The sequence below is a fragment of the Pseudomonas sp. HMSC067G02 genome, assembly GCF_001813485.1.
GTDB classification, from domain to species: Bacteria; Pseudomonadota; Gammaproteobacteria; order Pseudomonadales; family Pseudomonadaceae; genus Pseudomonas; species Pseudomonas aeruginosa.
In genome coordinates, this window is sequence record NZ_KV812717.1 from 192,885 (window position 1) to 204,419 (window position 11,535).

Consider the following 11,535-nt stretch of genomic DNA (forward strand, 5'->3'; position numbering starts at 1 on the left):
GGCATCGCTATGGAGCTTCCACGCCACGCCTCAAAACCGGCGCCGCAAGGTGCGGCAGGGGCGCTCTCGCCTGTCGTTGGGTGGTTGACCTGGCCCGCGTCAGCGGGCGAGCCGGAGAAGCCTTCGGGCGGGGATGCCGAGCCGGCCCCATCTTCTTTCGGAGCGGTTCGGCCCAAGGCGTCCTTGTCTCGTTGTGAATCCTGGCGGGGGCGCGGCTGCGCCTCGGGCTTCATGGCTGCAACCGTCCGGCGAAAACAATTTCCCCGCCGCTGCGCGGCTTCCTCGCGCAGCAAATTCTTTTCGCCTCCCGGCTCTCCACTGCGTTGCGACCGCAGGCGGTGCAGCCAGCCCGTCCCCCGCCGGCCGGATCACAACAAGGACGCGATGGGCGCGAACCTTGTTCAACCGAAAGGAGAAAACATCATGGCCAACATCGGCACCTTCACCGCAGACAAAGACGGCTTCACCGGCACGCTTCGCACCCTGACGCTCAACGTCAAGGTCAAGCTGGTTCCCAACGACAAGGGCAACAGCGAGAACGCCCCCGACTTCCGCCTCCAGGCCGCCAGCCACGACATCGGCGCGGCGTGGAAGAAGACCAGCGAGGCCGGGCGGGAGTACCTGTCCGTGACCCTCGACGATCCTTCGTTCCCGGCGCCGGTGTATGCCCGCCTGATCGAAGGCGAGGACGGCACGCACGACCTGATCTGGTCGCGCAGCAGGCCGCAAGCGGCCTGACGGCCACCCCAAGCATCCCGCCCATTGCGGCGGGGTGCAGCGCTGCTTATCGCAGCACCGAACACGCGGCAGCGGGAAACCGTCAGCTCGCGCCCGATCGTTTCTGGTTCCGGTATTGCCGCAGTCATATTCAGCAGGTTCAATGCCCGTGGAGGCAAATCCAAGATGGCGTGTCGGCGCTGCTAGCACCGCCGGGCTTTCGGGCTGCGCCCCGTGCCGGCAAGCCGTCACGGCCATGCGGCTTCAATCCCTCACGCCTTCGCGCCTGCGGCGCTACGCGCTCCGCTTGCGGAATCCAGTCTTACACGCCGACGCGCGCTACGGCGTGCTGCGCTCTTTCAACACCGCCTCAAGCTCCTGGCGTACCCGCGCCAGCAGCTCATCGGTCTTATCCGTGCTGTCGCCGGCATAGGCCAGCGTCAGCAGCGTGAGCGGATGCACCTCCATGACCTCGCACAGCTCGGTCAGCTTGTGCAGGGTCGGGCTTTTCAAGTCGCGCTCCAGCGAACTCATGTAGGTGCGGCTAGACACGTCCGAAAACGCTTCCTGGCTCAAGCCCCGCGCCTTCCTGACTGTCCGTATCGCCGTCGCCAATGAGTGTTTCGCTGTCACCAACTTGGTTTCCCCATAAAAACCAAGATGACAGTCCATTGCGCCCTATAGGGCTACAATCTATAGTGTTCATTTATGGCTGAGAGGCACGCTTTCGTGCTTTTACGGAAATCCGCATATGCGGATTTCCTCAAACCCGTGGAGCCACATCCGTGTCTTTCATGGCCTGCACAATTCCGCTTCTGCGCTTCCGTGCCTGTACGGATTCGACGGCTTACGCCTTCGTGCTTTCGCACGAAAGCACGCATCCATTTCGCCGCTTCCGTGTTTTGGCAGGAAGGCTCCTCCTTGCATCGTCGGATTCGTGGGAGCGCCAACCATGACCCAACCGCTCATCACTGCCGAACAGCACGCACAACTGCTCGCCGTTGGCGAGGCGCGCGCCAACGGCCAGAGCATCGACCCGATGCCCGTGGTGCGGCTATTCACCCCGGACGCGCACGCGACCTGGTTGCTGGCCGCGCTCGATCCTACCGATGGCGATACGGCCTACGGCCTGATCGACCTCGGGATCGGGATGCCCGCCTTGGGAACGGTGAAGCTGTCCGATCTGGCTGCCATCGTCGGGCCGTGCAAGTGGCCCGTGATGCGCGACAGTTACTTTCAACCTGCGCGGCGACTATCGGAATACGTGCGGCTGGCGCAGGAAAACGGCTCGATCATGGATTGATGCAAGCCAGCGCAGCCGGGTCAAACGGGCGCATCGTGACTATTTCGGTCTTACCCAAGACCGGGCAGGTCTGAATCCACATCCTTGCACCGAAGCGGTGCGCTTCTGACGCAAACAGTCATGATCTTTGGCGCGGGCTGCTGCACCGTGCGCCATGCCGCGCACCATTTTCGTGGCGGCGCAGCCGTCGCATTCAGACGATTTCAGCAATGCCCCGGAGCGAATCTGTCTTGACACCAGTAGTTACAGCTTACCCCGATTTCGATGACAACCTGATGGTGATTCGATAGCTCCCGCACGACGGAATCCAGGCGACGCACCCCAAGCACAGGGAGGTTCCGTCATGACTAATCGCAGCGTCGAACACTGGTATCCGACAGCGGCTTATCTCTACGTTCTGCACCAGGGCGGCCCCGCGCTGGCCTGGGAGTACCTGCGCCGAAACCCTGACTACCGGCGCGACTGGCTGCACCGCCGCCGCCGACCAGATACGGCGCATCGTTGGGGCTTGCGCCTGCTGGAAGATCCCGCCCTGGATGCGCGCGACGCACATCCGGCGTGGTTCCCCGATCACGATGGCGTGATCCAGCTCTACCCGGACGACGACCCGCCGCCGGATGCCGATGCCTTCGAGTTCTGGAACGTCCCAGGACGCAAGCACCTGATCCATGATGGCAAGCGCCTGATGCTGACGGCGCAATGGCCCGGCTGCTGCGTGCGGCTCACGCTCACGCCGAGCATGGCCGACGGAATGGCCTACCTCTACGCCATCCGAGGCTGCACTACGCCTTGCGCACGCTATCGCGCACTGGCGGCTGGGCTGGATGCGTTGTCCACTGCAACCGGGGCCGCGCCTGCGGCGGCGACCCGCTCGCGGCCCACGCACGCCGCAGTGCTGGAACTGCACACCTTGCAGGCACTCGACGCGACCCTGGCGGGCGCGTCCTTGCGCGAGGTTGCCGAGGGGCTGTTCGGCGTTGATGCCGTCGCGGCCGATTGGCACAAAGACAGCGCCTTGCGTGCCCGCGTGCGGCGCTTGGTGCGCCGGGGCGATGCGCTGATGCGCGGCGGCTACCGCCGCCTGGCACAGCTTCCGCCGTTCCCGTCGCATTAGGAGGGGGGACGTTTCGCGCCCCCTGCAAATCGTCCCTTAGCAAGAAGCCTTGCTTTCTTGAAAGTGCCTCTATCCGGCCGCGTGGTGTGGCCGGGCTTGATGGAGGTACACCCCATGCGACCCTCTCCCTTGCGGCCTGCCGCCGCTACTGTCGCTGCGCCCTCGCAGCCCCAACGCTACCTGACCAACGACGAAGCCGCCGAGTATCTGCGCCTCAGTCCTCGCACGCTGGAGAAGCAGCGCGTGATCGGCGGTGGCCCGAAGTTCCGCAAGTTCGGTCGCCGCGTCATGTACGCAGTAAGCGACCTCGATGCCTGGGCCGACCAGCGCAGCTACGAGGCTACATCCGACCCGGAATACGCCGAACGCCACGCGGGTGACTACCGTGATGGCCGCTGATCGTCGGCGCGTGGGTGGCCTTCGCCATGTCCGGCCCTCCAGGGCAAGCCTTGCCGCAGTGCGAACAGCTCGACCTGTTCCGCGCGCTGCCGGGCGACATGGCGCCACGCGACAGCCAGGACTTGATGGCCTTTCCATTCTTCTCGCTGGCGAAGTCGCGGCGCATCGCGCCGATCGACTTCCGCAGCGGGAACATCACCATCCGCGTGGAAGGCACGGCCGAGCACGGCATCGCCACGATATGGGATGCCGACGTTTTGATTTGGGCGGCCTCGCAGATCGTGGAGGCACGCGACGCGGGCATTCGCCCGTCGCGCTGGATACACGCCACGCCCTACGAGATCCTGCGCTTCATCGGGCGCGGCACATCCCTCAACGACTACCTGCGCCTGAAAGCGGCGCTCGACCGGCTGCAATCGACCAGTGTGGCCACGTCCATCCGAGAAACCACGGGCAGGCGCTTGCATCGCTTTTCGTGGATCAACGAATGGCGCGAACTGGCCGATGCCAGCGGCACGCCGCTGGGCATCGAGCTGATCCTGCCGGACTGGTTCTATGCCGGCGTGCTCGACGCCGCCCTGGTGCTGACCATCGACCCGGCTTATTTCCGCTTGAAGGGCGGCATCGAACGCTGGCTGTACCGCTTGGTACGCAAGCACGGCGGGCGGCAGGAACACGGCTGGCAATTCGACTTCCGGCATCTGCATCGCAAATCCGGCAGCGCGGCTCGCTTCTCGGACTTCGCCTACGACCTGCGCGTGCTGGTGGCACGGCAGTCGTTACCCGGCTACGTCCTCGGCATCGAGCGCATGCCGGACGACAACACCGAACTGCTGACCTTCCGGCCCGTGCTGCATACGGCACGGGGATAACTGCGGGAAAAGCTGTGGACGGCCTCGTGCTATCAGGAGTACCCGGTATCGTGCTATCGGGAGTACGCCTATCGTGCTATCAGGAGTACGAAAACGCCGCAAAGCCAGTAATGGCGCGGGTTTTCAGCCTCTCTAACTTACCTAACTATAAATCTCTAACTTTTAGTAGAAGCGCACCGTTTCGGTGGACAACCGCCAAACGGCACAGCGAACAGCGTTTTGCAGGGCAGGCGAATCCCGGCTTTCCAGCATGGGAGGCCGCGTCATGATCTTCGCGCTTCTCAATCAGAAAGGCGGCGTCGGCAAGACCACGCTCGCCACGCACATCGCGGGCGAACTGGCGATGCGCGGTCTGCACGTCATCCTGCTGGATGCCGACCCGCAGGGTTCCTCACTGGACTGGACGCAGCGCAGAAGCCAGCAGGGCTTGCCCCGGCTGTTCAGCACCGTGGGCCTCGCCCGCGAGACGCTGCATCAGGAAGCGCCGGAGCTGGCCCGCCGCGCCGATCACGTCATCATCGACGGCCCGCCGCGCATCGCCGCATTGGCGCGTTCCGCGCTGCTGGCGGCCGAGCGCGTGCTGATTCCCGTGCAGCCCAGTCCGTATGACCTGTGGGCCAGCGCCGAGATGGTGGCGCTGATCCGCGAAGCGCAGGTGTTCCGGCCTGCGCTGCACGCGGCCTTCGTCATCAACCGGCGCGTCAGCACCACCATCATCGGCAGGGAAGCGCGGCAATCGCTGGCCGAACAGCCGCTGCCGGCGCTGCGCAGCGAAGTGCGCCAGCGCATCGTCTTCGCCGACAGCGTGGCCGCTGGCCGGCTCGCCCGCGAGACGGCGCCCGACAGCGCCGCCGCCCGCGAGATCGCCGTGCTCACCGATGAACTGCTGCGGTGGCCGACATGAGCATCCCGCGCAGCAAGCGCGTCGGCATCGGCGCACGTCCGCCCGCGAATCCGCACGCCGAGGCGTGGATTCGCCAGGGCGATGCCGATGCGCTCAACAAGGGCGACCTTTATACGGCCCGCCTGACGCTCGACGTGACGCCCGCGCTACGTGCACGCATCAAGATCGCCGCCTTCGGCCAGGGCGTGACCGTGGCCGAGTTGCTGCGCGGCTTGCTGGAACGGGAGTTCCCCGACAAGCGCCCGGAGAACCTGCCATGAACGCATCCGCCTTGCCTGCCGCTCACGCGGCGACGGCTGCACCGGCTGCTGCGCCGCCGCCTTCGCTTTCGACGCTCGCCGGCCAGGCCGGCAGCGTGCCGCTGACGCGCGTATCGCTCGCCTACATCGAACCGCGCTTCAAGCTCTACCTGCGTTTCGGCGAACCGGCACGCACGTTGCGGCTCGACCGCTGGCGGCGCTGCGCGGTGTTCCTGCCGCGTGCAATGTTCTGCCGCGTGCGCTGGGAAGCAAACGACTACGGCACGATCCGCTGGCAGCTCATGGTGATGCAAGCCGCCACGCCGCTGGACGACATGCAGCGCATCCCCGGCGTGCGGCCCGGCGCACGCCTGCTGCTGCACGCCGAAGGCGAAAACGCGGTGCGTGCCGTGCTGGAACGCATCGACGGCATCGAAGGGCAAGGCATCGCCGCCATCGACGTGTCGCCAGCGTACTGGCGCACGCTGGGCAACCGTCTGGCGGCCCGCCTGGCGCTGCCCGAATACACCGCCGAGCGGCACGCCGCCTGGCTGGCCGGAAAGGCGCTGCCATGACGACCCAATCCAACACCCCATGCACGCACGAAGTCGCGCCGCAACCTCGCTCGCGCCTGCGCGTTCGCATCGTGCTGGCGGGCTTCGCCGCCGTCGGCCTCGCTGCGCTGGCCTGGGCGGCTTTCGTGTCGCCGCTGCCGCGTCTGACCTACAACCCGTCCGACAGCGTGGCGGTCGGCTGGTATCGCATCGAACCGTTCGACCCGCGCACCGCCTCGCTGCCACGTCCGTTGTCCGTGGACAGCATCGTGCTGGTGCCGCTGCCCGACAGGGCCGCCATGCTGGCTGCGCAGCGCGGCTACCTGCCGACCCGCGTTCCGCTGCTCAAACGTGTGGGCGCGGTCGCGCCGCAACACGTTTGCATCGTCGCCGGGCAGGTACGCATCGACGGCGTGCCTGCGGCCGCCGCGCTGCCTGCCGACCGGCTGGGCCGGCCGCTGCCATCCTTGCAGCTTTGCCGCCGCCTCGAATCGGGCGAGCTGTTCCTGTTGAGCGTGACCAATCCAGCGTCGTTCGACAGCCGCTATTTCGGGCCGGTCAGCGCATCCGCCGTGATCGGCGTCGCGCATCCGGTCTGGCTGGAGGCTCGCCCATGATGGCCGCCGACTCGCTGTACGTTGCCGTGCATCTTGTCGTGCCATCGGGCATGCCGATCCAGTGGCTTTCCGCGTGTCGTCGCGCGTGCAGTGCGAGCGCATCCGCGCTGCACTTCGCGCTGCCTTCCCATGTGCAGGCGTCTTGCCTCGAACGCGCCCGGCCTGCGGCCGTGTCCGCGTTCGCCGGTGCGCTGGCTGCTTACGCAGCAGCGCCGCCGGGCCGCCGCTGCCCGGAGCGCCAGCGAGGGGCAAAGGCGGAAGGCAAGACAAAAGGACGCGGCACCGGGCCGCGTCGAAAGCCAGTCTGCACGTGGGGGTGGTGCGGCACGCAGCGGCTTTGCCGCCGTGCCGCTTGGGGCGCGAGGGTCGCGCCAATGCAGGCATGTCCGCGTGCTTTGCACGACAGGACACGCCGTAGCTTGCGAGGAGCGCAGCCATGACCGACCGCCGCGACGACGATTTCCGCGTGCGCCCCAGAGCCCCGAAGAACCGGGGCAAGGGCCAGGGCCAGAGCTTCGTTTCCAAGGTGCTCAAGCAGGCGGGCAAGGCCAGCGGCGGCAAGTCCTCGATGCGTCATTCCGCAGCCGGCGGCGGCGCACGCGCCGGCCAGCGGCCTGGTTCACGCCTGGGGCGCGGCCACACGGCGGCGCGTTTCGCGGGCGCGAAGCTGACGCCCATGTCGCGGCGCGTGACCATCAAGACGCTGCTGGTCAATCACCAGCGTGCCAGCCCGCAATCGCTCGCCAAGCACCTGCGCTACATCGAGCGCGACGGCGCGGGCCGCGACGGCGAACCGGGCCGGGCCTACGGGCCGCAGACCGACGAAGCCGACCTTGACGCCTTCAAGGAGCGGGCCGCCGACGACCGGCACCATTTCCGCTTCATCGTCTCGCCCGAGGACGGCGCCGAACTGGACGACCTTCGCACCTACACCCGGCATCTGGTGGACCGCATGGAAGCCGACCTGGGCACGCGGCTGGATTGGGTGGCGGTCGATCACTGGAACACCGATAACCCGCACACCCACCTGATCGTGCTCGGACGTGACGACACCGGCAAAGACCTCATCATCGCCGGCGACTACATCGCCCACGGCTTCCGCCATCGCGCCGCCGAACTGGCGACCGAATGGCTGGGGCCGCGCACCGAACTGGAGATCCAGCAGACCTTGCAGCGCGAGGTGGAACAGGAGCGCTGGACGAGCCTCGACCGCACCCTGCAACGCGAGGCCGGCGAGGATGGCCGGGTGCAGATCGAACGCTTCAACGAACCCCGGCTGCAACGCCAGCGCCTGCTGCTGATCGGCCGCCTGCAACGCTTGCAGCGCCTGGGCCTGGCCGACGATACGCAGCCCGGCACCTGGGCCGTCCATGCGGATGCGGAAAAGACCCTGCGCGCCCTTGGCGAACGTGGCGACATCATCCGCACCATGCAGCGGGCCATGCGCGGCGAGCCGCGCGAACTGGCGGTGTTCGAGCCGGGAGACGATGGCCGAACCATCCTCGGGCGCGTTGCAGCGAAGGGGCTGGCCGACGAGCTGCGCGACCGAGGCTATCTGGTCATCGACGGCGTGGACGGCAAGGCCCATTACGTCGCGCTCAACACCCGCGACGAGCTGGCGAACTACCCGGCCGGGGCCGTGGTGGAGGTGAAGGGATCGGCCGACGTGCGCGCGGCCGACAGGAACATCGCCGCGCTGGCGAGCGATGGCCTGTACCGCACCGATCACCACCTGGCGGTGGCACAGGGCCCGGCCGTCCCCGGCCGTGACCCGCAAGAGGTCGTGACAGCTCATGTCCGCAGGTTGGAAGCCCTGCGCCGGGCCGGCATCGTGGAGCGCATGGCCGAGGGGTTATGGAAGGTGCCTGGCGACCTTCCCGAGCAGGGCCGGCGCTACGACGCGCAGCGTCTGGGCGGCGTGGCCGTGGAGTTGAAATCGCACCTGCCCATCGAGCGACAGGTGCGCGTCATCGGGGCCACCTGGCTCGACCAGCAGTTGATTGGCGGCTCGGGCCTGGGTGATCTGGGCTTTGGTGCAGAGGCCAAACAGGCGATGCAGCAGCGCGCCGACTTCCTGGCCGAACAGGGTCTGGCCGAGCGACGCGGACAGCGCGTGATTCTGGCGCGCAACCTGTTGGACACGCTGCGCAGCCGGGAGCTGTCACAGGTCGCCAAGGACATTGCCGCTGAAACCGGCCTGGAGCACCGGCCCGTGACAGACGGCCAGCGTGTGGCCGGCATCTATCGCCGCAACGTCATGCTCGCCAGTGGGCGGTACGCGATGCTCGATGATGGCTTGGGCTTCTCGCTGGTGCCGTGGAAACCCGTGATCGAACAACGCCTGGGGCAGCAACTTGCCGCGACGGTGAGCGGTGGCGGCGTGGCGTGGGAAATCGGACGGCAGCGGGGAATGGGCATTGGCTAATGCTCGAAGAGTCTCAGCCACATAACCCGGCAGGCTGTCTAGAGATATGCCGAGGCAGTTGTGAAATTCTTCGCTGCATATCTTCAACGGGTTGGATCTATGGCCCGGAAGCGGCCATCCAGATAGACGAGTGGATCGGCATATGCAGATGTGAGCACACGCTCGACACTGGCCAGCATTACCGAGTGGGTGCCGACTGCATGGTGTTCAATCAGCTCACAGAACAGCGAAGCCTGCGCCCCTTGCAGATAGGGCAACCCATTGACTTCATCAAATCGCCAGGCTTCATGATCGAAACGGTCGGTCCCCGTGGCGCTACGGCAGTGCACCGCAAGTACCTCCTGTTCTGCGCGGAGTACATTGATGCAGAATCGTCGAGCAGCCAGCAGCGGCCCATGGATACGGGTTTGCTGACCAATGCACACTAGAACCGTGGGCGGCTCCAGTGAGACTGATGTGAATGAACTGGCGATCATTACGTGTCCGTGGCCATCGGGAGCGATCGACGTGATTAGCGTCACCGTGGAGGCCACGCCGCGCATCGCCTGCCTCAATTGGGCAGCAATCAAAGGGTGTTGGGACATGTAGGTGCGCTCAATCATAGGTTACGGGTGCGTTTCACGCTTGGCCCAACCAGGGTGCTTTGTCAGCAAACCCAACATCTCGTCCATCGCGTCATAGGAGCGTTTGAGCGTGCTGTATGGATTCCCCCCGACCAATGTGCCGTCATAGCCGACGGGGCCGGTATAACCGAACGACTTGGCAAGTCCAAGAAGTGCGAAGTTGTCGAGTTCTCCTGCATCGAGCGCCTCGAAAGTGGCAATACGACTCCAGCCAAGTGGGCTGCGGGTTGCGCCGCTGAGAGTCAATTCCCGCATGAAGGGTGTTGACGCCATTAACGCTGGCGTCGGGTCTACTGCCTGATAGCCCTCCGTCGGGCTGCCTGCATTGGTTTCGTAGCCATACCAGTGATAGCTTGGAAACACGATGCCGAGATTCGGATGGTTCACGACCGAGCAGATCTGTGCCGCAATGGAGTAATGATCCATCCAGAAGCCCAGATGAAAATACAGCAGGATGTTAATTCCGCGCCGTGCGCAAATCTCAAGTGCCCGACCAAGGAAGTCCTGCAATACCTTGTCGTCCGGTGCCTTTCGATGATTTGAACCGTGGCCTGCCGTCCTGATTCCAAGATTGACAGCCTTCACGCCTTCCATCTCCTCAAGCATCCGCAAGAGTCCTGCGTTGATGGGATGCTGTGGGCCCTGATCCAGGTCGATCACCACATACACGCTAAAGACCTCCAAACCGAAACGATCTTTCACGGTGGATAGACGCTTTGCGGTTTCCCATCGGCTCCCTGACCAGACGGCATAGGTCAGGCCGTCATAACCGATGTCAGCCAGCATTTCGCATTGGACATCGAAGGCATAGGTACCAGCCGAAGAAGTAAAAGCGAGATCCCAGGCAAAAATTTTATGACCGTGCAGCATCCTGCGCCTCCTCCAAATGGGCAGTAGCGTGCGCCGGAAAGTGCGGTACGACATGCTCGCCAAGTTCCTGAACAATCTCATGCGCCGGACGTGTCGCGTATTTCAGGTTGAGGCCAATATGATTAACCCCAATATCGCGCAAGCGGCTGAAGTAGTCAGTAAAGAATCGGTGACCAGCCCGAAACCCGAGGAAGATGGGCGACGGGGGTTCATCGGGATTCTCCGACAGGTCAATATAGAAGGATTGCGTGAAGGGTTTGAATCTTGGTGTCAGCGACCGCCAATTCTTGATTGTCATGGCTTGCTGCGCGATATTTTGGGGATAGTAAAGCCAGCCATCCCCATGCTCGGCAATCCATTCGACCGACTGGCGTGAATGACCAGTCACCATCACGGGAATGTCTCTCAACGCCGGTTTCGGCAGCGTATCTGCACCCGACAAGTTCACTCGGGGCGTGGAGATTTCCGGGAAGTCCTCACGCCAGGCTTGACGCAACACAGTCAATGCTTCTTGGAACAACGTGGCTCGCGCATCCATTGTCTGACCGAAGGCCGGGAACTCTGTTGGCCGATCACCCGTGGCGATACCTAGCACCAGGCGCTGATTTGACAAGCGGTCGATCGAGGCTGCTGCTTTGGCCACAAGCAAGGGATGACGCAGAGTGGTGATGACGCTGCCAGTTGCGAGCGCGATGCGCGACGTCTGTGCCGTGACGTAGCCCATGAATGGCCACAGGTCATGGATGTGACCCACGTCGCCAAAAGACGGGACATTGAGAAATACGGGTATACGGATTTAATGGTTGGGGTATACGGATTTAATGGTTGATGGGGCACCTTCACCCCATCAATCTGATACCACCCTCAGATGGTTGATAGATCGACTCCGTAGTTGAGT

General features: G+C 64.6%; 14 protein-coding genes. 10 read left to right on the top strand and 4 right to left on the bottom strand.

Going from position 1 to position 11,535, the window contains the following annotated elements; genetic code table 11:
• Window positions 1-423: 423 nt before the first annotated feature.
• Window positions 424-738, top strand: a complete 315-nt coding sequence (locus HMPREF2914_RS25420; RefSeq protein WP_021204054.1) for a DUF736 domain-containing protein — start codon at window positions 424-426, stop codon at window positions 736-738.
• Between the two features lie 318 nt (window positions 739-1,056).
• Here HMPREF2914_RS25420 and HMPREF2914_RS25425 read toward each other — a convergent pair whose 3' ends face one another.
• The gene (locus HMPREF2914_RS25425) at window positions 1,057-1,350 is read right to left on the bottom strand and encodes a helix-turn-helix domain-containing protein (RefSeq protein ID WP_071533935.1); all 294 of its coding nucleotides are present in this window, start codon (window positions 1,348-1,350) and stop codon (window positions 1,057-1,059) included.
• 319 nt (window positions 1,351-1,669) lie between these two features.
• On the opposite strand from HMPREF2914_RS25425, the gene HMPREF2914_RS32845 reads away from it, so the two are divergent.
• The 9 genes from HMPREF2914_RS32845 to HMPREF2914_RS25470 all read left to right on the top strand — a co-directional run bounded on the left by HMPREF2914_RS32845 (window position 1,670) and on the right by HMPREF2914_RS25470 (window position 9,144).
• Window positions 1,670-2,020, top strand: coding sequence for a DUF2958 domain-containing protein (locus HMPREF2914_RS32845; protein ID WP_021204052.1), 351 nt, complete (start codon window positions 1,670-1,672; stop codon window positions 2,018-2,020).
• Between the two features lie 343 nt (window positions 2,021-2,363).
• Entirely contained in the window at window positions 2,364-3,134 is a 771-nt protein-coding gene (locus HMPREF2914_RS25435; protein WP_021204051.1) for a DUF2285 domain-containing protein, read from the top strand.
• Between the two features lie 114 nt (window positions 3,135-3,248).
• Window positions 3,249-3,533, top strand: coding sequence for a helix-turn-helix transcriptional regulator (locus tag HMPREF2914_RS25440; RefSeq protein ID WP_023083109.1), 285 nt, complete (start codon window positions 3,249-3,251; stop codon window positions 3,531-3,533).
• Window positions 3,534-3,559: 26 nt separating this feature from the next.
• Window positions 3,560-4,405, top strand: coding sequence for a replication initiator protein A (locus HMPREF2914_RS25445; RefSeq protein ID WP_031270617.1), 846 nt, complete (start codon window positions 3,560-3,562; stop codon window positions 4,403-4,405).
• A gap of 265 nt (window positions 4,406-4,670) precedes the next feature.
• Window positions 4,671-5,309 carry a ParA family partition ATPase gene (gene parA, locus HMPREF2914_RS25450; RefSeq protein ID WP_021204048.1) on the top strand — a complete coding sequence of 213 codons (639 nt, stop codon included), beginning with the start codon at window positions 4,671-4,673 and terminating at the stop codon, window positions 5,307-5,309.
• Complete coding sequence (locus HMPREF2914_RS25455) at window positions 5,306-5,569, top strand: hypothetical protein (RefSeq protein ID WP_031270616.1); 264 nt, start codon at window positions 5,306-5,308, stop codon at window positions 5,567-5,569. Before parA ends, HMPREF2914_RS25455 begins: the two co-directional genes overlap by 4 nt.
• Entirely contained in the window at window positions 5,566-6,123 is a 558-nt protein-coding gene (locus HMPREF2914_RS25460; protein WP_021204046.1) for a DUF2840 domain-containing protein, read from the top strand. The genes HMPREF2914_RS25455 and HMPREF2914_RS25460 overlap by 4 nt, the downstream gene beginning before the upstream one ends.
• On the top strand, window positions 6,120-6,719 hold the full coding sequence (locus HMPREF2914_RS25465; protein WP_021204045.1) for a S26 family signal peptidase: 600 nt from the start codon (window positions 6,120-6,122) through the stop codon (window positions 6,717-6,719). Before HMPREF2914_RS25460 ends, HMPREF2914_RS25465 begins: the two co-directional genes overlap by 4 nt.
• A 436-nt stretch (window positions 6,720-7,155) precedes the next feature.
• Entirely contained in the window at window positions 7,156-9,144 is a 1,989-nt protein-coding gene (locus HMPREF2914_RS25470) for a relaxase/mobilization nuclease and DUF3363 domain-containing protein (protein WP_021204044.1), read from the top strand.
• An 83-nt stretch (window positions 9,145-9,227) separates the two neighbouring features.
• Here HMPREF2914_RS25470 and HMPREF2914_RS32005 read toward each other — a convergent pair whose 3' ends face one another.
• The 3 genes from HMPREF2914_RS32005 to HMPREF2914_RS25485 are packed head-to-tail and all read right to left on the bottom strand — an operon-like array spanning window position 9,228 to window position 11,433.
• Window positions 9,228-9,728, bottom strand: a complete 501-nt coding sequence (locus tag HMPREF2914_RS32005) for a flavin reductase family protein (protein WP_037510038.1) — start codon at window positions 9,726-9,728, stop codon at window positions 9,228-9,230.
• A 21-nt stretch (window positions 9,729-9,749) separates the two neighbouring features.
• Window positions 9,750-10,637 (bottom strand): sugar phosphate isomerase/epimerase family protein, encoded by an 888-nt coding sequence (locus tag HMPREF2914_RS25480; protein WP_021204042.1) that lies wholly within the window; start codon window positions 10,635-10,637, stop codon window positions 9,750-9,752.
• Window positions 10,621-11,433, bottom strand: coding sequence for a TIGR03571 family LLM class oxidoreductase (locus HMPREF2914_RS25485; protein ID WP_306303116.1), 813 nt, complete (start codon window positions 11,431-11,433; stop codon window positions 10,621-10,623). Before HMPREF2914_RS25485 ends, HMPREF2914_RS25480 begins: the two co-directional genes overlap by 17 nt.
• Window positions 11,434-11,535: the final 102 nt, after the last annotated feature.